A 19,982-nucleotide genomic window follows, 5' to 3' on the forward strand; every position below is an offset into this window, starting at 1 on the left:
GCGATCACCATGAGTGAGCGTGGCGCACTGCGCGCACAACTGGATCAGCTCTGGCGGGAGATCATGAAGTTCGGCGCCGTCGGTGGTGTCGGGATGCTGGTCAACCTCGGTGTTTTCAATCTGCTGCGGCACACCACCGAGATCCCGGTGGTGCGCGCGTCGATCCTCGCGACGGCGGTGGCGATCTGCTGCAACTACGTGGGGTTCCGGTACTTCACCTACCGTGACCGCGACAAGAGCAGCCGCACGAAGGAGATGACGCTCTTCCTGCTGTTCTCGATCGTCGGGCTCGTGATCGAGAACGGGGTGCTCTACGCGGCCACGTACTGGTTCGGCTGGGACAGTCAGTTGCAGTCCAACATCTTCAAGTTCGTGGGCATCGGGATCGCGACGCTGTTCCGGTTCTGGTCGTATCGCACCTGGGTGTTCCGCAGCTTGCCCGCCCGTGAGGCCGTCGCCAGTGCGGAATCGTTCCTGGACGACCCGGCTCCGGAGCGCAGCCGCGGCTGAGACCGGCTGAGCGCCGGCCGGGCCAAGCGTCTGCCGGGCCAAGCGTCTGCCGGGCCGAGAGCCTGCCGGCTCAGCGGACCGTGCGGGGCTCGTCCGTGTCGTCCGGCTCCGGCGGGGTGCTCGACAGGAACAGGCCGAAGACCGGCGGCTGGGCCTGGAGCATCTCCAGGCGGCCGCCGTCCGCCTCCGCGAGGTCGCGGGCGACGGCGAGGCCGATGCCGGTGGAGTTGCGGCCGCTGATGGCGCGCTCGAAGATCCGCGTGCCGAGTTCGGGTGTGACCCCGGGGCCCTCGTCGGTGACCTCGATGACGATCTGGTTGCCGGCGACGCGGGTGCGCAGCGCGACCGTTCCGCCGCCGTGCATCAGGGAGTTCTCGATCAGCGCGGCGAGCACCTGCGCCACGGCGCCCGGGGTGCCGACCGCCTGCAGGTGCTGCTTTCCGGAGTGGACGATGGCGCGGCCCGCGCTGCGGTAGGCGGGGCGCCACTCCTCCAGCTGCTGTTTGACGACCTCGTCGAGGTCGAAGGAGACGGCGGAACCGGTGCGCGGGTCACGGGAGTTGGTGAGGAGCCGCTCCACGACGTCGGTGAGGCGCTCGACCTGGGTGAGCGCGATCGTCGCCTCCTCCTTCACCGTGTCCGGGTCGTCGGTGAGCGTGATCTCCTCCAGGCGCATCGACAGCGCGGTGAGCGGGGTGCGCAGCTGGTGGGAGGCGTCGGCGGCGAGGCGGCGTTCGGCGGTGAGCATGCGGGCGATGCGTTCGGCGGAGGAGTCGAGTACGTCGGCGACGCGGTCGAGTTCGGGGACGCCGTACCGCTTGTGGCGGGGGCGCGGATCGCCGGAGCCGAGGCGTTCGGCGGTCTCGGCGAGGTCGGTGAGCGGGGACGCGAGGCGGTTGGCCTGGCGTACGGCGAGGAGTACGGCGGCGATCACGGCGAGGGTGGCCACGGCGGCGATCATCAGGAGCGTGCGCCAGACCTCGTTGGTCACCGAGGAGCGGGGTTCCTGGACGGTGACGGTCTCGCCCTGCTCGCCCCGTTCGGTGGCCTGGATGACGTCGCCGGCGGGGGGTTCGCCGATCTCGATGGGTGCGCGGCCGGGGATCTCGATGCGCGCGAAGCGTTCGCTGTCGACCTGGTCGCGCAGGACCTTGGCGGTGATCTCCTCGTGGCCGATGAGGCGTGAGTCGACGATGGAGGCGAGCCGCACCGCCTCGGAGTCCACGCGCTCCTGGGCGCTGGTGGTGATCGTCCGGGTCTCCACGATCACCAGGGAGACCCCGAAGACGGCGATCACGACGAGCACGACAGCCAGGGTCGAGTTGATCAGACGGCGCCGCACGATTGCCTTTCTCTACGGGGGTCGGCCCCCGGCCGGCGGAGCACGGTGCCCGGACAGGCACGGCGCCCGCCCCCGTACAAAAACCTTCAGCTCTTCTCGAAGCGGAAGCCCACGCCTCGTACCGTCGCGATGTAGCGCGGGTTGGCCGCGTCGTCGCCGAGTTTCTTGCGCAGCCAGGAGATGTGCATGTCGAGCGTCTTGGTGGAGGACCACCAGGTGGTGTCCCAGACCTCGCGCATCAGCTGGTCGCGGGTGACGACCCGGCCCGCGTCGCGGACCAGGACCCGCAGGAGGTCGAACTCCTTGGCGGTGAGCTGCAGCTCCTCGTCGCCCATCCAGGCGCGGTGCGACTCGACGTCGATCCGCACGCCGTGGGTGGCGGGTGCTTCCTTGACCTCGGTGGCGCCGCGCCGGAGCAGGGCCCGGACGCGGGCGAGCAGCTCGGCGAGGCGGAAGGGCTTGGTGACGTAGTCGTCGGCGCCCGCGTCGAGCCCGACCACGGTGTCCACCTCGTCCGCGCGGGCGGTGAGGATGAGGATCGGGATCGCGTGTCCGTCGGCGCGCAGCCGGCGGGCGACTTCCAGACCGTCCATGCCCGGCAGCCCCAGATCGAGCACGACGAGGTCGATTCCGCCCTGCAGTCCCGCGTCGAGTGCGGTCGGTCCGTCTTCGCGTACCTCGACCTCGTACCCCTCCCTGCGCAGTGCGCGGGCCAGCGGCTCCGAGATGGACGCGTCGTCCTCGGCGAGCAGTACACGGGTCATGGCCCTGATGGTAGTCGTCACCGGCTCCGTTGAACCGCGGATCGACGGACGGAGTGCGTCCCCTGCGAGTCAGGGGGCCTTTTCCATGAGTTACCTTCGAATTACGGGTTCGGTTCCACCACGGCTTGTGATCCAGCTCTCAAATGCTTCCATACGCCCCCTTCATCTCCTTATGGTGGCCGAACGCCTATAACCGCAGATGGGACTTATGGCCTGCTGATTCAGCCAAAAGTCCGCTATGCGAGCGAGGTTGCGATTGTCAGCCTTGTATCAGTGATTGACCTATGGGCCGGGCCCCGTACGCGAGGAAGCGGACAGGGCGTGGATCCCGGAAGTGGCGTTCCGGTGCCGGCCCACCCCCCACCGGGCGCGCTGCACACTCACGTCTGCCGTGCGTCCCGACAGAACAAGGAACGACCATGGCGTCCAGCCTGACGAAGCCTTCCGCCCCGCTCGGCGAGAAGACCTTCTTCGGCCACCCCCGCGGCCTGGCCACACTCTTCATGACCGAGATGTGGGAGCGTTTCTCCTACTACGGCATGCGCGCACTGCTGGTGCTCTACCTGGTCTCCGGTGGCGCCGACGCGGCGACCGGATCCCAGGGCGGCGGCCTCGCCTACACGGCGGCCGCGGCCACGGCGATCTACTCGGTCTACGTGTCGCTGGTGTACCTCTTCACGCTGCCCGGCGGCTGGTTCGGTGACCGTGTCTGGGGTGCCCGCAAGACGGTCGCCATCGCGAGCGTCGTGATCGTCGCCGGTCACGTCAGCCTCGCCCTGCCGACGCAGGCGATGTTCTTCGTCGGCCTGGCCCTCGTGGCCGTCGGCTCCGGTCTGCTGAAGGCCAACATCTCCACGATGGTCGGCCAGCTCTACACCGACCCGACGGACTCGCGCCGTGACGGTGGCTTCACGATCTTCTACATGGGCATCAACCTCGGTGCCTTCGCCGCTCCGTTCGCGATCGGCATCCTCGGCGAGAAGGTCAACTGGCACCTCGGCTTCGGTCTCGCGGCCGTCGGTATGGCGCTCGGCGCCATGCAGTTCATGATCGGCTCGAAGCACCTGGCCCCGGCCTCCAGCGCGGTCCCGAACCCGCTGACCTCCCCCGAGAAGCGCGCCGTCATCACCAAGACGCTGGCCACGGTCGCCGTGGTCGCCGCCTTCTACCTGGTCGTCGCCTTCACCGGTGTCTGGGACCTGACCCTCAATTGGGCGCTGCTCCCCATCACCATCATCGGTCTGCTCATCCCGATCGCCGTGATCGCCCGCATCAAGTCCGACAAGGACCTGACGGGCGAGGAGCAGACGAAGATGAACGCCTTCGTCTGGTTCTTCGTGGCCGCGGCCGTGTTCTGGATGATCTTCGACCAGGGCGGTTCGACGCTGTCGCTCTTCGGTGACACCTCCACCGAGCGCTCCATCTTCGGCTGGGAGATGCCGAACACGCTGTTCCAGTCGCTGAACCCGATGTTCGTGATGATCTTCGCGCCCATCTTCGCCGCGATCTGGATGGCGCTGGCCCGCCGCAACCGTGAGCCCAACACCATCGTGAAGTTCTCGATGGGTCTGGTCATCATCGGCGCCTCGTTCTTCGTCTTCCTCATCCCCATGGGCATGGCGGGCGACGGCAAGGTCACCATGTGGTGGCTGGTGCTGATCTTCCTGATGCACACCTTCGGTGAGCTGTGCCTGTCCCCGGTGGGTCTGTCCCTGACCACCAAGCTGGCTCCGGCGAAGTACGCCTCCCAGATGATGGGTGTCTTCTTCCTCGCCGTCACCGCCGGTGACTCCGTGACCGGCATGCTGTCCATCGCCGGTGTCGACCTCAACGGTCAGGGCATCGTCGCCCTGGAGGCCGCCGCCGCGGTCCTGGCCGGCTTCGCGATCTTCATGGCGCGCAAGAAGGTCAAGTCCCTCATGGGCGACGTCCGCTGACGCGACCCACGGACTCCTGAGTCCCGTCTCGTACGGGCCACTCGAACGAAGGGCCATCGCACCACTCGGTGCGGTGGCCCTTCGTGCTTCTCCGGTGGAGTGCGGCGCGGCGCGTGGACCATCGTCCCCATGCGCCCCACCTTGCGCCGCGCCCTGCTCGCGCTGTTCGCCTCCGCCGGACTGCTGTCCTCGTCGATGGCCCCGGCCGTCTCGGATCCCGTCGTGCGGGAGTACGCGTACGGTTCGCACGCGCGGCAAACCATCACGGCGTACGGGAGCCGGGGTCCCGCCCTGGTGATCCTGCACGGCGGGTACTGGGCCGACGACACCGACTGGAGCCGCTGGGCGCGCTGGTTCGCCGAGCGGGGCTTCCGGGTGTACGACGTGGACTACCGGCTCAACTCCGACGCGGCCTGGCCTGCCCAGCGCACCGACGCGCTGGCCGCCGTCGACTGGGCGGCCCGCCACAGCGGCACCCGGCCGCTCGTGCTCGGCTCATCGGCGGGCGGCCAGATCGCGACGGTCGCGGGCGGCTACGGCGAGGGTGCGACCAGGGTCCGTGGCGTGGTGGCCCTCTCCCCCGTCGCCTCGCCGCTGCGCGCCTGGATGGACGGCGCCCGCGCGAACGCGTCGTCGCGGCAGCAGCGGCTGCGCAAGGAGGCCCGCGAACTGGCGTCCTGCGCCCCGTCCGTCTGCCCCGCGCAGTGGCGCTCGATGTCCGCCTCGGCCTACGCCTCGGGCCCGGGCGACGCCCCGCTCCTCCTCATCCACTCCCGCGGCGACTTCGTGCCGCCCGCCCACTCCCGCGACCTCTCGACTGCCGCCCGGGACAAGGGCCTTGGGGACATCACGGTCCGTACGGAACGGGGGTCGGCGCACGGGGCGGCGCTGCTGTCGTCACGGGCGGTGCGGGAGGCGACGGTTGCGTGGCTGCGCTCCCACTCGCCCTGAGCTGCCCACCGACCCCGGACACACCGGTGCCGGGCACCCCAGCCGACTGGGGCACCCGGCACCGTAAAACCACCTACTGCGTACGCCGACGCGGCATGAACGTGAAGACCGCTCCGCCGAGCAGAATCACCGTTCCGGCCACCAGACCGAGCGCCCGCAGCGCCCCGTCGTCCGACGCGCCGGTCTCGGCGAGACCGCCACCGGAGGCAGGCGAGCCACCGGCCGCACCGCCGGCGGCAGCGTCACCACCACCGGCGACACCCCCCTGGTCGGTGACGTCGAGGGTCAGCGAGACGGACGTCTTCGTCACCTTGCACGGGATGGTGATCGGGTTCCCGCCGAGCGTGACGCTGATCGTCAGATCACCGGGGCTGAGCTCGGCCTTGCCCTCCGCACCCGGCTTGTACGTACCGGTCATCGGCTCCAGGGACACCGGGTCGCCGGCCTTGATCGGCTCCTTGTTCGCGGCGCCTTCGACCTTGACCGTGCCGTTGTCGTCACCGCCGACCTTGACCTGCATGGACGACTTCATCGCCCCGGCCGGCAGCGCGGCGGGGCTGTCCATGACGCCCTTGGCCGTCGCGACCGTGAGGTCGTAGTTGTCGCCGTTCTTCTTGGCGCTGACGGTCGCCTTGCCGTCGATCTTCGCCGGGCCCGGCGAGGTGCACTCGAAGGTCGTGGCGACCTCCTTGCCCGGGAAGTCGGTCTCACCGCCGCCACCGCCGGAGTCACCGCCGCCCGCGGCAGCCGCGCCACCGGAGTCGCCGCCACCCGCGGCAGCCGCGCCACCGCTGTCGCCGCCACCGGCCGCCGCGGCACCGCCGCTGTCGCCGCCGCCTGCCGCGGCCGCGCCACCGGAGTCACCGCCGCCCTCACCGGTCACCTTGATGGTGACCGCCTTCGGCGGGTCCTCGAGCGGAACACACTTGGTGTTCACGTCGAAGCCCATGACCTTCGCGTTGATGTTGTAGTCGCCCGGCGTCAGGGTGAGGTCACCCGGTGCCGTCAGCTTCAACGTGCCCTTCATGTCGGCGAGTTTCATGTCGCCGCCCTTGGGGATCGCCGGGTTCTCGCGCGGTCCCTTGAGGGCGACGTCCGCCGTCTGCGCACCGGCCGCCTTGATGACGCCGGTCGGCTCCAGCGAGTTCGCGGGCAGGTCGATGATGTCGGGGTTCTTCGACGCGGCCTGCGTGAACTTCCAGACCACCTCGATCTCGTCGCCCACCTTCGCCTCGGCCGGGGCCGTGATGTCGGCGATGGTGGTGCCCTCGATCGGGTCGGAGCCCATGCTGGGGGTGCACTTGGTCTTCCAGGTTGCCTCGGCCGCCTGGGCCGGAGCTGCGGTCAGCAGGATTCCCGCGCCGCCGAGCATGAGCGCGACGCCCAGCGCGCTCACTCTCCGTTGAGTTTTCACGTGGTGCCCTTCCTCTCGGATGTTCCAGTGGGATTGGGGCGGTTCTCTTGCGGTGCGGAGTGCTGTGCCGGTGTGGCCGGCGCGGTGTCCGGGGTGAACCACGGCAGGGTGGCGGTGGATCCGCTCCCGTTCGCGGTCGCCCCGGAGTTCTGTGCGGGTACGGTCGCCGGTGCGTCCGGCTCGACCCGGGGTCGCCGCGGGGTCCGCGGCTTCTTGGAGTCGGCGCCGCCGAGCGGCCCGACCTTCGGCAGCTTCGCGGTGACGTCCGCGAGCCGCCGCGACTTGTTGCCCTTGCGCTGCGGGCGGACCCGGTCGACGACGGCCATGCCGATACGGAACACGGCGGCCGGTACGACGATGCAGAGCAGGATCCAGAACAGCGTCACGCCCCACGGCCGCGGCACGCCCCAGGGCTGTTCGGCGAGCACCTTGCCCCCGTACTGCAGGGAGACGAGATAGTCGCCGTGCGCTCCGGCGTCGAGCTGCACGGTGAGCTCCACCTGGGCCTTCTTGCCCGGCTCGATGGTGCCCTTCCACTGCTGCTCCTCCCACTGCGGCGCGAAGACGCCGTGCGAGGTGCCGACCTTGAAGACGGGGTCCTTGACGGGCGCGGAGCCCAGGTTCCCCATGGTGACGACGAGTTTGCGGCTCTGCGGCGAGCCGAACCAGTTGAGGATGCCGCTGTCGCCGTCGAGGCGGGTCGCGGCGAGCACGGAGAGCCGGCCGCCCTGCGTCCGGTCGGGCAGGGCCTTCACCGGGTGGCCCGCGACCTTGAACGGCACCTGGGCCGTGGCCTTCTCACCGGTCACGGTCGCCACATGGATCACACAGGGGCAGGCCTTGGGCGGCTCGGCCACCGGGATCTTCTTCTTGAAGGCGCCCTTGGCATCGGCGTTGATGGCGACGCCCTCGGCGTTGGCGCAGCTCGGGGTGCCGCCGATCATGTTCTGACCGCAGATCAGGATCGTCAGGAGGGCGCCGGGCTTCCAGTCCTTGCCGCTGACGGTGACATCGCCGCCCTTGCCGGCCTCCTCCTTGTCCACCGTGACGGAGGGTTTCTCCGCGGCGGCGGCGCCCTGCGTGAGGACCGGGAGCATCACGAACGCCAGTGCCGCGAGGAGTGCGGCCACGGCATGGCTCCACTTCGGGCGGTAACGGCCGTCGTTCACTTGTTCTCCCTCGCTCCCGCGGTGACCAGCTCCCGCTGTCCGTCCGGTGGTTGAAGCTCCGCCTTGAACGCGGTGACGGCGCGTCTGCGGCGTACGGCGAAGACCGCGAGCCCCGCGCCGCCCACGACGAGCACGGCGCCGCCGGCCACGGCCGCCCAGGGCACGAGGCGCACCTCGGCGGCCTGGGTGTCCTTGGCGGCGCCGTCGGCGGAGACCGTGAGTTCGACCCGTACGGAATCGAAGGCGGGCCGGTCGGTCCAGGGTTCGCGCAGGGTGACCTTGCGGCCGGGCAGCAGCTCCACCGGCAGCGCGCGGGCGCCGCGGTCGAGCACCTCGCCGAAGAGCCCCTCGGCGTGCACGGCGAGTTTCGGCGTGAGCACCGTGTTGCCGCGGTTCACCAAGGAGTACGTGATGGTGTCGCCGTCGACGGTCACGTTCTCGACCGTGACGGCGGACAGGGTCGGTCCGCTGACCCGCAGATGCACCCGGACCCCGGCCTTGCGTCCGCCCATCTCCGCGATGAGCGCGGCCGGGTGGTCGCCGGGGGTCGCACCGTCCGGCACGGACACCGAGAACGGCACCTCGGCCCGGGTCCGCGGCGGAATCTTCACCTTGTCGTCGGCGAAGCTCAGCCAGCCGCCCGCGCCCGACGGCCGCCCGCCTCTGCTGTCCCGTACGTCGAAGGAGCCGTCGGCGCGGTTGTACGCCTCCGCCGCGCGCAGGCGCACGGTGGCGGGGGCGTCGCCCGGGTTGGTCACCGTGACCGTGTCCTCCAGGACGGCGCCGGGTGCGCCCTCCATGTAGAAGTACGGGCGTCCGTCCTCGGCAGGGCGGGCGCCGCTGCCGGAGGACGGGGCGACCGACCAGGCGGGGTCGTCGTCAGCCACCGCAGCGCCCGCGGGCAGGCCGACGAGACCTGCCACGGCGAGCAGACAGACGGCGGCGAAACGGCGGGCGGACTGCATCGGCGACTCCAGGTGCTGTGCTGTACGGGCGCACCGGCCGGACCCGGGTGGGATCCGGCCGACGGTTCGGCCTAGGTCCTGGTGGTTGGACCTACCGCCGGGCCGCTTGGTTGCGCCGCGTCAGCCAGAGCACGCCGCCCGCGCCGACGAGCAGCACGGTGCCGCCGAGCGTGCCGAGCGCGAGCGCCGAGTCCTCGGGACCGGTCTGCGGCAGCTCGGAGCCGCCGTCCGGTGCCGCCGCGGCGTCCCCGCTGTCGTCCGTGGAACCGCCGCCACCGCCACCGCCGCCGCCCTTGACGTCCAGTTCGAGGGACGGCTTGGGGTTGTTCTTGGCGGTGCAGGTGGTCGTGGTCTGCATCGCCGAGATGGTGAGCGTGCTCGCGGTGAAGGTGACCTTGCCGGACTTCTTCGGCGTGTAGGTCCCCGTCATCGGGTGGATCTTGATCGGTGTGTTGGCCGGGATGGTCTCCGGGTTGCCGCCTGCCGTCACCTTGATGCTGCCGCTCTCCGCGCCACCGAGCTTGATCTCGGCGCTGGGCTTCATCACGCCCTTCTCGAGCGCGAGCGGGCTGGACGAGACGCCCTTGTTGAACGTCATCGTGATCTTGTAGCCGCCGCCGCTCTTCTCCGCCTTGATGTCGACCGGCGAGACCGCGCTCTTCGGGCCGATCGGAGTCTTGCAGTCGTAATTGACGTCCACCACGGTGGCGTGAGCAGCGGGGGCGGCCAGCAGTACCGCCGAGCCGGCCAAGGCCGCGGCTATCAGCGCGGCGGCGCTTTTCTGGTACGACACCTCGAGTTCCCCTCATGCCGGGAGCGAAGGCCGCCAACTCCCGGGGTCGGACCCCCGCAGGTTACTGACGGCACATCAGATTGGGCGCTCAAGGTACGCCCGGGGCCAAGACATGGGAAGACAAACAACGAGGCGGTTTGATGAAGGCGTTTGACCTGCGCTTTCCGCTTCAATGGCCCCTGTTTTCGTCCGGAAAGGGGTTCGAGCGGAGCCGTTTCGCGGCGCGAAAGAGGGGTGTGCGGAAGGGAACGGCTTATACGGGTGAGGCGAGTTCGGCCCAGACCGTCTTGCCCGCGACGCCCGGCGTGCGCACCACGCCCCAGTCGAGACAGAGACGCTGGACTATGAACATGCCGTGCCCGCCGGGACGGCCCGCGCGGTGCGGGGTGCGCGGCGCCGGATTCCCGGCCCCCTGGTCGGAGACCTCAAGGCGCAGGACCTTGCCGTCGGAGCCGATCCACAGCTCGCGGGCGCCGTCGGCGTGCAGACAGGCGTTGGTGACGAGCTCGGAGACGACGAGCAGCACGTCCTCGGCGGCGGCGCGGCGGTCCGCGGTCGCGGCGGGCAGCCAGCCCCACTCGTGCAGCGCCTGCCGGGTGAAGTCGCGCGCGAGGGGGACGACACCGCTCGCGCCCTCAAGACTGAGCCGGCGCACCTGGCTGCGGGCGGGTGCGGCATCCGGGTCCGGCCCTGCGGCACCGGACTCCGGACCGCGGTCGCCCGGTGAGAGGGGCCGGGTGGTGCTCATCAGCGCTTCACCTCACCGATTCACCAGTCGTAGTTCTGCGGGGCCCTCGGACCCCTCTGCGTTTTTGTTCTGTCATGGCACCGCATCGTGCGGTTCCGAAGCGTCTCCTGCCCGCACGAACCGTACGAACACCCGCTTCTTGTCCGCGGAAATGTGATGCCGGTTACGTAGGGGTCACGGAGAGGCCACCGGCGGATAACGGAGGCTGTGACCCTTCACTCGTCACGCCGTCCGCTCCGCCGCTCCTGTGCGTCACTCCACAAGAGCGTCGTCGAGCGTGGGATGGACGGTGAAGACCGCCTCGGCCCCGGTGATCTCGAACACCCTGGCCACCACCGGCTGCATCCCGGCGAGATGCACCCCGCCGCCCTCGGCCTCGGCCTTGAGCCGGGCGCCGAGCAGCACATTGAGCCCGGTGGAATCGCAGAACTCCAGGAGCGAGCAGTCCACGACCAGCCTGGTCACGCCGTCGGCGACCGCCTGCTCCAGTGGCTCGCGCAACAGATCCGCGGTGTGGTGATCGAGCTCACCCGCGGGCGTGAAGACGGTGCTGCCGCCCACGCGCCGCACACCGACTTCGAGCCGGCCCCTGTGTGCGCTCCCGACCGTGCCGCGGTCCATGCCGCTCCTCTTCCGCTGCGTTCCCGAGCTGCCGATTGACCCCATTGAACATACGCCTTCTGTACGACCCGGGGTACCCGAAGTTCCTCCCGATATCGGACATTTCGGTCGTAACCGCACTTGCAAGCGGGTGTGGGAAACGGGTAGGCCTAGAAGAAGACCTGTTCACAACGGCCGGCTTCGGAGGCGCCGCACACCGCAGTGCACGTATTGGCATCGGCAGCCATATGCCGAGAACGATGGAGGACACCATGTCACCCCGGCTCGACGCATCGCCTACCCGCAAAGCGACGTCGACACCCCCACCGGACCAGTTCGACACCGACCCTCACCACGCCCACATCCCTGCCCCACGGGCCGCGGCGGACCCCACAACCGCCGAGGACACCGTCGAGGCCACCGGAGATCTCGCGGATCTGCTCGATCTGCCGGAGATCCCGCCGTACGACGAAGTGGCCCCGCAGGACGCACGGGCCCTGTCGAAGACGCTCTTCAGCCGCCTCGAAACGCTCGAGGAAGGCACCCACGAATACGCGTACGTCCGCAACACACTCGTGGAACTGAACCTCGCGCTGGTCAAGTTCGCCGCCTCCCGCTTCCGCTCCCGCAGCGAGCCGATGGAGGACATCATCCAGGTCGGCACCATCGGCCTGATCAAGGCGATCGACCGCTTCGAGCTCAGCCGCGGCGTGGAGTTCCCCACCTTCGCGATGCCGACCATCGTCGGCGAGATCAAGCGCTTCTTCCGCGACACCTCGTGGTCCGTGCGCGTCCCGCGCCGCCTTCAGGAGCTGCGGCTCGACCTGGCCAAGGCCGGGGACGCCCTCGCCCAGGAGCTCGACCGCGCCCCCACCGTGGGCGAGCTGGCCGAGCGGCTCGGCATCGGCAAGGACGAGGTCGTCGAGGGCATGGCGGCGAGCAACGCGTACACCGCGAGCTCCCTGGACGCCCAGCCCGAGGAGGACGACTCCGAGGGCGCGCTGGCGGACCGGATCGGCTATGAGGACCACGGGCTCGAAGGCATCGAGTACGTCGAGTCCCTGAAGCCGCTGATCGCCTCACTGCCCGCGCGCGACCGCAAGATCCTCTCGCTGCGCTTCGTGGCCAATATGACGCAGTCCGAGATCGGCGACGAGCTGGGCATCTCGCAGATGCACGTCTCACGGCTGCTCTCGCGCACGCTCGTACGGCTGCGCAAGGGGCTGACGGTCGAGGAATGACGGTCGCGGTGTGACGCGCGCGCTCACAGAATTCCGAAGGCGCCCCCCGTTCTTGTTCGGGGGGCGCCTTTTTGTGTCCCTATAGTGCGTCACTTGTGTGTCCCTGGTGCATCGCACCCAACTCATCATGATCCATTACGAGTTACCCGGGGAAACATCTTTCGCAACCGTCACGCATCCCTACGATGAACCCCACCTACTCGCCGGTATGCCTGGTGGCGCCGGTTGGTCCCGCAGCCGAGGAGGGGAGCTGATGGCGCAGTCGCAGCACGAGAACCACGAGGGTGCCGGTACGGCTCCGGCCGGCCACGCGCTGCGGTCCGACGCCGCGTTGGCGGCGCTGCTGGGACGCGGTCCCGCGTCGGCGTATCCCGCACTGCGCGAACTGCGGCTGCGGCACGGCGCGTTCCTCACCTCGTACGCACGCCAGTGCACCGTCGACGACGCGGCGGCGAAGCGGCTGGTGACGCACGCGTTCACGCTCGCCGCCGAGGAGGCCGCGCGCGGGCTCGCCGCCCCGGGCGCGTTCCGCCACCATCTGCTGCTGCTCGTGCGGCGGGCCGCCGCGGACTGGGCCGCTGACGGCCGGGCGGCCCGGCTCTCCGTGGAGTTCCCCGCGGCTGCCCGATCCGAACACCCGGTGCTGCTACGCGCGTTGCGCACGCTGCCCGTATCGACGCAGGCCGTGCTCTGGTACGCGCTGGTGGACGAGGAAGCGGATGAGCGGATCGCGCTGTTCCTCGGGGCGACGCCCGGCGCCATCCGCGCGTCCCGCGACACCTGCCTGACCGCCCTACGCCGCGCCTTCCTGCGGACGTATCTGCGCGAGCACGGGGACGCGCAGTGCCAGGGTTACTCACGCCTCATCGAGAACGCCACCTCGCCCGAGAACCCGCGCCACAGCGAGGACTTGGCACAGCACCTCGCCACATGCGACTGCTGCGACCGTGCGCATACGGAGCTGCGGCGGCTGGTGGCTTCGCCCCGGGAGGCGCTCGGGCGGGGGCTGCTGGGATGGGGGGCTGAGGTGTACGTCAGGCCCGCGTCCGGGTCCCGTTCCGCCGCCCGCGCGGCATCTCGTTCCGCGACCCGCGCCGCGTCCCGGGCCGCGTCCCGCACCGCCTCTCGGTCCCGGGCGCGGGTCGCCCGGCATGGACGGACGGTGGCGCGCGGGCTGCGGGCGCTCCCGTCGCTGACCGCGCGCACTCCCCGTACCAAGTCCGCCGACGACGGCGGGGCGGGTCACCCGAGTTGGCTGCCATCACGGCGCTTGGTCCTCGGCTCCGCGGCGCTCGGCATCGCGGTCGCCCCGCTGCTGCTCCTCGCGCTCGCGGGCGACGGCGAGGACCCGGGCGCCGACGACCCCGGCGCAGCCCCCTCCGCACCGTCCGCGACGGTCACCGTCACCGCGTCCCCCTCACCGACGCACTCACCGGAACCGTCCCCCTCGAAGACCTCGAAGAGGCCCTCCAAGCCACCGGCCTCATCGAAGCCACCCGCCACCGCTCCCCGACCCGCCCTCCAGGACGGTCGGTTCGCGCAGGTGGTGAGCGTGGGCAACGGCCGCTGCCTGACCGTGAAGGACGGGGAGTTCGCCAAGGGCACGGACGTCGTCGCCGACCCGTGCGGCCCTTCGGACACCCAGCGCTGGCGCCTGGACGCGAACCGGGGCGTGATCGTCTCGCACGCGAACCCCGACTACTGCCTGGACACCCGGGGCGACACCGACCGCGGCGTCGGCATCTGGAAGTGCTCCTCCGTCGACAACGGCACCCGCAACCTGTGGTTCACCGTGGACGCGAGCGGCACGATCCGGCCGGTGATCCAACTCGACCACGCTGTCACGGTTGACGGCTCGGACGTCACGCTGGAGCCGATCAGGTCCGGTGACGAGGACCAGCGGTGGGAGGCGGGGCTGGCGCCCGTGTGAGGTGGCCTCGCGCGACGGCTGTCAGCCTGTCTTCTCCCCGCGCTGCCACACCGCCGACACCAGCGGCACCCCCGGCCGATACGCCAGATGCACATGGCTCGGTGCGTCGAGCAGTGCCAGGTCCGCGCGGGCCCCAGGGGACACCCGGCCCACGTCCGTGCGGCGCAGCGCCTGGGCGCCGCCCGCCGTCGCGGACCACAGGGCCTCGTCCGGGGTCATGCGCATGTCGCGGACCGCGAGGGCGATGCAGAACGGCATCGAGGAGGTGTACGAGGACCCGGGGTTACAGTCCGTCGAGAGTGCGACGGTGACTCCGGCGTCGAGCAGCCGGCGGGCGTCCGGCCACTGGGCGCGGGTCGAGAACTCGGCGCCGGGGAGCAGGGTCGCGACCGTGTCGCCGTCGGCGAGTGCGGTGACGTCGTCGTCGGTGAGGTGGGTGCAGTGGTCGGCGCTCGCGGCGCCCAGTTCGACGGCGAGCTGTACGCCGGGGCCGTAGGTGAGCTGGTTGGCGTGCACGCGGGCGAGGAGGCCCTTGGCCTGGCCCGCCGTGAGGATGGCGCGGGCCTGGTCGCCGTCGAAAGCGCCCTTCTCGCAGAAGACGTCGATCCAGCGGGCGTACGGGGCGCAGGCGTCGAGCATCTCGCCGGTGACGAGGTCTACGTAGGCGGCCGGGTCGTCGGCGAGGTCGGGGCTGACGATGTGGGCGCCCAGATAGGTGACCTCGTCGGTGTGCTTCCGCGCGATGCGCAGGGCGCGGGACTCGTCCTGCACGGTCAGCCCGTAGCCGGACTTGGTCTCGAAGGTCGTGGTCCCCTGGCGGCGGGCCTCGTCGAGGTGGCGTACGAGGTTGGCCTCCAGATCCTCGTCGGAGGCGGCGCGGGTGGCCTTGACGGTGGTGCGGATGCCGCCCGCCTCGTAGCTCTTGCCCTCCATGCGGGCGTTGAACTCGGCGGTGCGGTCGCCGGCGAAGAGGAGGTGGGAGTGGGAGTCGACGAAGCCGGGGATTGCGGCGCGGTTTCGTGCGTCGTACGCGGTGTCTGTGGCGGGGGCGTTCTTGGCGTCCCCCACCCAGGCGATGGTTTCGTCCTCGATGACGACGGCGGCGTTCTGGATCTGGCCCAGGGGGCCCTCGCCGAGGGTGGGGTCGTTGGTGACCAGGTTCCCGATATTCGTGATGACGGTACTCGCCATGTCTCCCTCTCCGTGGGTCGTTTTCTTTCCCCCACCCCGCCCCTTCCCGAAAATGGGGCTTCGCCCCAGACCCCGGATCCGAACTTCGTTCGGATGTCCTCAATCGCCGGACGGGCTAAATCTTTAGCCCGTCCGGCGATTGAGGACGAGCGCCCTTAAGGCGCGATACGGGGGTCCGGGGGCGGAGCCCCCGGTTTCGGGAAGGGGCGGGGTGGGGGAAGGTCACTCTCGAAGCTCAGCCACCGCCGACGCGAGGTCCTGCGCAGCCGTCGGCACCGAGACATGAACCCCGTCCCGGACCACCAGCCGACCCCCCACCACCGTGTGCCGCACATCCGCAGCCGACGCAGCAAACACAGCCGTCTCCGCGGCAAGGCGGGGAAGCGGACCGGCCGTGCGGACCGAATCCAGCGCCACGCACGTGAAGTCCGCGAGCGCACCCGCTTCGAGGGCGCCTCCCGAGGACCAGCCGAGCGCGGAGTACCCGGTGGCGGACGCCGCCCGCAACAGAGCCGCAGCCGTCCAGTGCCCCCGCCGCCGCGTCCGCAGCCGCTCGTTGAGCTCCATCGCCCGCGCCTCCTCGAAGAGGTCGATGACGGCGTGCGAGTCGGAGCCGAGCGAGAGCGGGGAGCCGGCGCGCTGGAGCGCGACGGCCGGGCCGATCCCGTCGGCCAGGTCTCGCTCGGTGGTCGGGCACATGCATGTGCCCGTGCCGGACGAGCCGAGGAGCGTGATGTCCGCAGGGGTGAGGTGCGTGTTGTGGACGCCCGTGGTCGAGGCCCCGAGCACCCCGTGCGACGCGAGCAGCTCCGTCGGCGTGCAGCCGTGCGCCGCCAGACACGCCTCGTTCTCCGCGGTCTGCTCCGAGAGGTGCACATGCAGGGGCGCCCCCTGCGAGCGCGCCCACTCCGCGACCGTCCCCAACTCACCGGCGGGAACGGCCCGTACGGAATGGATCGCCGCACCGAGACGCACACCGTCGCGCGGCTTCAGCGACGAGACCCGCGCGGCCCATGCCTCGGCCGACCCGTCCGAGAACCGCTGCTGGTGCACATCGGGTGCTGCCCCGAAGCCGGAGGACAGATACGCCGTGTCCAGCAAGGTCAGCCGGACACCGGCCTCCCCCGCCGCCGCGATCAGCGCCTCCCCCATCGCGTTGGGGTCGTCGTAGGGACGGCCGCCCGGCGCGTGGTGCAGATAGTGGAATTCGCCCACCGCCGTGATGCCCGCGAGCGCCATCTCCGCGTATACGGCCCGTGCGAGACGGAAGTACGAGTCGGGCGTCAGGCGCGACGCCACCTGGTACATGACCTCGCGCCACGTCCAGAACGTGCCGGAACCGACCTGGACCGTGCCGCGCAGCGCCCGGTGGAAGGCGTGCGAGTGCGCGTTCGCGAGCCCGGGGACGGTGAGTCCGCGCAGGACGAACGCGTCAGCGGGAGGGGAGTCGACTCCCGTGCGGACGGCGGCGATCCGGCCGTCCGCGTCCACGTCGAGCACGACGCCCTGCTCCACCACGGGGTCGAGCCACGCGTGCTCCGCCCAGTACGACGTCACCGACACGCCAGACCCTCCAGTACGTCCGCCAGCGCCTTCACCCCGGCGACGCAGTCGTCCTCGGCCGCGAATTCGGCCGGGGAGTGCGAGACGCCCGTGGGGTTGCGTACGAACAGCATGGCGGTCGGGATCACCGAGGAGAGGATTCCCGCGTCGTGTCCCGCGCCCGTGCCGAGCACGGGGACCGAACCGCCGAGCAGCCGCCCCAGTTCGTCGCGCAACGCGTGCTCGAACTCGATGACCGGTGTGAAGGACTCACGGACGACCGCGAGGTCCACGCCGTGCCGGTCCGCGTACTCGCGGGCCGCCTTCTCGATGGCGGTGACCGTCGTGTCCAGGTCGTCGGGTGAGGGCGCGCGGGAGTCCAGCCAGCCTCGTACCAACGACGGAATGGCGTTCACACCGTTCGGCTCGACGGCGATCTTGCCGAACGTGGCCACGGCGCCCGCGAGTTCGGCCTCGCGGCGCGCCGCGAGGACGGTCTCCGCGTACGGCAGCATCGGGTCGCGCCGGTCCACGAGCCGGGTGGTGCCCGCGTGGTTGGCCTCGCCGCGGAAGTCGAAGCGCCAGCGGCCGTGCGGCCAGATGGCGCTGGCGATGCCGACCGCGTCCCCGGAGAGGTCGAGCGCGCGGCCCTGCTCCACATGGAGTTCGACGTACGCGCCGATGCGGGCGAGGCGTTCGTCGTCGCGGCCGATGGCCGACGGGTCGTGGCCCGCCGCCTCCATGGCCTGCGGGAGCGAGATCCCGTCGCCGTCGCGCAGCTCGTACGCGGCCTCGCGCGTCAGCTGCCCGGCGGTCAGCCGCGAGCCCACGCAGGCGAGGCCGAAGCGCGCGCCTTCCTCGTCGCCGAAGTTGGTGAGCGCGAGCGGCTTGGTGAACTCCACTCCCCTGTGGCGGAGTTCGTCCAGGGCCGCGAACGCGCTGACCACGCCGAGCGGGCCGTCGAAGGCGCCGCCGTCGGGGACCGAGTCGAGGTGCGAGCCGGTGACGACGGCGTCACCGGCGGCGGGATCGCCGAGCCAGGCCCACTGGTTGCCGTTGCGGTCGAGCTCGTAGGTCAGCCCTCGGGCCGTCGCCTGGTCCTCGAACCAGGCGCGGCATTCGGCGTCCGCGCCGGTCCAGGCGTACCGCCGGTAGCCCTTGGACTCGGCGTCGCGCCCGATGGGCCTGAGCTCGGCCCACATCTCGTGGAAGGAGGAGGTCACGCGTCGTCGCCCTCACGCATCGGGACGCGGACGCCCTTCGCGTCGGCCACCGACTCCGCGATGTCGTATCCGGCGTCGACGTGCCGGATGACGCCCATGCCGGGGTCGTTGGTGAGGACGCGGCGGATCTTCTCGCCGGCCAGCTTCGTACCGTCGGCCACCGAGACCTGGCCCGCGTGGATGGAGCGGCCCATGCCGACGCCGCCGCCGTGGTGCAGGGAGACCCAGGAGGCGCCGGAGGCCACGTTCACCATGGCGTTGAGCAGCGGCCAGTCGGCGATGGCATCGGAGCCGTCGAGCATGGCCTCGGTCTCGCGGTACGGGGAGGCCACCGAGCCGCAGTCGAGGTGGTCGCGGCCGATGGCGAGGGGGGCCTGGAGTTCGCCGCTCGCCACCATGTCGTTGAAGCGCTCGCCGGCCTTGTCGCGCTCGCCGTAGCCGAGCCAGCAGATGCGGGCGGGCAGGCCCTGGAAGTGGACGCGCTCGCCGGCCATCTTGATCCAGCGGTGCAGGGACTCGTTCTCGGGGAAGAGGTCGAGGATCGCCTTGTCCGTCTTGTGGATGTCGCTCGCCTCACCGGAGAGCGCGGCCCAGCGGAACGGGCCCTTGCCCTCGCAGAAGAGGGGACGGATGTACGCGGGGACGAAGCCGGGGAACGCGAACGCCCGGTCGTAGCCCGCGAGCTGCGCCTCGCCGCGGATGGAGTTGCCGTAGTCGAAGACCTCGGCGCCGGCGTCCATGAAGCCGACCATGGCCTCCACGTGCTTGGCCATGGACTCACGGGCGCGCGTGGTGAACCCGGCCGGGTCCTTGGCCGCCGCGTCCGCCATGTCGTCGAAGTCGACGCCGATGGGGAGGTAGGCGAGCGGGTCGTGGGCCGAGGTCTGGTCGGTCACGATGTCGATCGGGGCGCCCTCGGCGAGCATCTGCGGGAGCAGTTCGGCCGCGTTGCCGAGCAGGCCGATGGAGAGGGGCTTGCGCTGGTCGCGGGCCTCGGTGGCGAGCTGCAGGGCGTGCGCCAGGGAGTCCGCGCGGACGTCCAGGTACTTGTGCTCGATGCGGCGCTCGATGGCGCGCGGGTCCACGTCGATGCAGATCGCGACGCCGTCGTTCATGGTGACGGCCAGCGGCTGGGCGCCGCCCATGCCGCCGAGTCCGGCGGTCAGGGTGATCGTCCCGGCGAGGGTGCCGCCGAACTTCTTCGCGGCGACGGCGGCGAAGGTCTCGTACGTGCCCTGGAGGATGCCCTGGGTGCCGATGTAGATCCACGAGCCGGCCGTCATCTGGCCGTACATCGTGAGGCCGAGCTGCTCAAGGCGCCGGAACTCCTCCCAGTTCGCCCAGTCGCCGACCAGGTTGGAGTTGGCGATGAGGACGCGCGGGGCCCACTCGTGGGTCTGCATCACGCCGACGGGGCGGCCCGACTGGACCAGCATCGTCTCGTCCTGCTTGAGGGTCTGCAGCGTGCGCACCATGGCGTCGAACGAGCGCCAGTCGCGGGCCGCCTTGCCCGTGCCGCCGTAGACGACGAGCTTGTCCGGGTGCTCGGCCACCTCGGGGTCGAGGTTGTTCTGCAGCATCCGCAGGGCGGCCTCCTGCTGCCATCCCAGGGCGCTCAGCTCGGTGCCGCGGGGGGCGCGGACGGGGCGGGGTCCGGACATG

17 protein-coding genes are annotated in these 19,982 nt (G+C 70.7%); 5 read left to right on the forward strand and 12 right to left on the reverse strand.

Annotated features, from left to right (window positions below):
• The first annotated feature begins 9 nt into the window (after positions 1–9).
• Complete coding sequence (locus tag ACIBI4_RS12995; protein ID WP_399203838.1) at positions 10–510, forward strand: GtrA family protein; 501 nt, start codon at positions 10–12, stop codon at positions 508–510.
• 70 nt (positions 511–580) lie between these two features.
• Here the strand turns inward: ACIBI4_RS12995 and ACIBI4_RS13000 are convergent, their stop codons facing one another.
• A complete protein-coding gene (locus ACIBI4_RS13000) occupies positions 581–1,852 on the reverse strand; it encodes an ATP-binding protein (protein ID WP_399203839.1) in 1,272 nt (423 codons plus the stop codon).
• An 86-nt stretch (positions 1,853–1,938) separates the two neighbouring features.
• Entirely contained in the window at positions 1,939–2,616 is a 678-nt protein-coding gene (locus ACIBI4_RS13005; RefSeq protein WP_399203840.1) for a response regulator transcription factor, read from the reverse strand.
• 419 nt (positions 2,617–3,035) lie between these two features.
• Between ACIBI4_RS13005 and ACIBI4_RS13010 the strand changes: the two genes are divergently transcribed.
• The gene (locus ACIBI4_RS13010) at positions 3,036–4,553 is read left to right on the forward strand and encodes a peptide MFS transporter (protein WP_399203841.1); all 1,518 of its coding nucleotides are present in this window, start codon (positions 3,036–3,038) and stop codon (positions 4,551–4,553) included.
• Positions 4,554–4,682: 129 nt separating this feature from the next.
• A complete protein-coding gene (locus ACIBI4_RS13015; RefSeq protein ID WP_399203843.1) occupies positions 4,683–5,504 on the forward strand; it encodes an alpha/beta hydrolase family protein in 822 nt (273 codons plus the stop codon).
• Between the two features lie 73 nt (positions 5,505–5,577).
• Here the strand turns inward: ACIBI4_RS13015 and ACIBI4_RS13020 are convergent, their stop codons facing one another.
• From ACIBI4_RS13020 to ACIBI4_RS13045, 6 genes are all read right to left on the reverse strand, one after another.
• The gene (locus ACIBI4_RS13020) at positions 5,578–6,900 is read right to left on the reverse strand and encodes a hypothetical protein (RefSeq protein ID WP_399203844.1); all 1,323 of its coding nucleotides are present in this window, start codon (positions 6,898–6,900) and stop codon (positions 5,578–5,580) included.
• 14 nt (positions 6,901–6,914) lie between these two features.
• Positions 6,915–8,087, reverse strand: coding sequence for a hypothetical protein (locus ACIBI4_RS13025; RefSeq protein ID WP_399203846.1), 1,173 nt, complete (start codon positions 8,085–8,087; stop codon positions 6,915–6,917).
• Complete coding sequence (locus tag ACIBI4_RS13030; protein ID WP_399203847.1) at positions 8,084–9,052, reverse strand: WxL protein peptidoglycan domain-containing protein; 969 nt, start codon at positions 9,050–9,052, stop codon at positions 8,084–8,086. The genes ACIBI4_RS13025 and ACIBI4_RS13030 overlap by 4 nt, the downstream gene beginning before the upstream one ends.
• 91 nt (positions 9,053–9,143) lie before the next feature.
• Positions 9,144–9,845, reverse strand: coding sequence for an LPXTG cell wall anchor domain-containing protein (locus ACIBI4_RS13035; RefSeq protein ID WP_399203848.1), 702 nt, complete (start codon positions 9,843–9,845; stop codon positions 9,144–9,146).
• A gap of 253 nt (positions 9,846–10,098) precedes the next feature.
• Complete coding sequence (locus ACIBI4_RS13040) at positions 10,099–10,593, reverse strand: ATP-binding protein (protein ID WP_399203849.1); 495 nt, start codon at positions 10,591–10,593, stop codon at positions 10,099–10,101.
• A gap of 252 nt (positions 10,594–10,845) precedes the next feature.
• Positions 10,846–11,214, reverse strand: coding sequence for an STAS domain-containing protein (locus ACIBI4_RS13045; protein WP_399203850.1), 369 nt, complete (start codon positions 11,212–11,214; stop codon positions 10,846–10,848).
• Positions 11,215–11,453: 239 nt separating this feature from the next.
• Here ACIBI4_RS13045 and ACIBI4_RS13050 point away from each other — a divergent pair, with 239 nt between their 5' ends.
• Both ACIBI4_RS13050 and ACIBI4_RS13055 read left to right on the forward strand, forming a co-directional pair.
• Positions 11,454–12,434, forward strand: a complete 981-nt coding sequence (locus ACIBI4_RS13050) for an RNA polymerase sigma factor SigF (protein ID WP_399203851.1) — start codon at positions 11,454–11,456, stop codon at positions 12,432–12,434.
• A 253-nt stretch (positions 12,435–12,687) separates the two neighbouring features.
• Complete coding sequence (locus tag ACIBI4_RS13055; protein ID WP_399203852.1) at positions 12,688–14,364, forward strand: ricin-type beta-trefoil lectin domain protein; 1,677 nt, start codon at positions 12,688–12,690, stop codon at positions 14,362–14,364.
• A 21-nt stretch (positions 14,365–14,385) separates the two neighbouring features.
• Here the strand turns inward: ACIBI4_RS13055 and hutI are convergent, their stop codons facing one another.
• The 4 genes from hutI to hutU all read right to left on the reverse strand — a co-directional run bounded on the left by hutI (position 14,386) and on the right by hutU (position 19,981).
• Positions 14,386–15,555: an imidazolonepropionase gene (gene hutI, locus ACIBI4_RS13060; RefSeq protein ID WP_399203853.1), complete on the reverse strand. Its 1,170-nt coding sequence runs from the start codon at positions 15,553–15,555 to the stop codon at positions 14,386–14,388.
• A gap of 222 nt (positions 15,556–15,777) precedes the next feature.
• A complete protein-coding gene (locus ACIBI4_RS13065) occupies positions 15,778–17,118 on the reverse strand; it encodes a formimidoylglutamate deiminase (RefSeq protein WP_399203854.1) in 1,341 nt (446 codons plus the stop codon).
• Positions 17,109–18,299 carry an allantoate amidohydrolase gene (locus ACIBI4_RS13070; RefSeq protein WP_399204294.1) on the reverse strand — a complete coding sequence of 397 codons (1,191 nt, stop codon included), beginning with the start codon at positions 18,297–18,299 and terminating at the stop codon, positions 17,109–17,111. The genes ACIBI4_RS13065 and ACIBI4_RS13070 overlap by 10 nt, the downstream gene beginning before the upstream one ends.
• 17 nt (positions 18,300–18,316) lie before the next feature.
• Positions 18,317–19,981 (reverse strand): urocanate hydratase, encoded by a 1,665-nt coding sequence (gene hutU / locus ACIBI4_RS13075; RefSeq protein ID WP_399203855.1) that lies wholly within the window; start codon positions 19,979–19,981, stop codon positions 18,317–18,319.
• Position 19,982 lies beyond the last annotated feature (1 nt).

This window comes from Streptomyces sp. NPDC050418, from assembly GCF_044458745.1.
GTDB lineage: Bacteria > Actinomycetota > Actinomycetes > Streptomycetales > Streptomycetaceae > Streptomyces.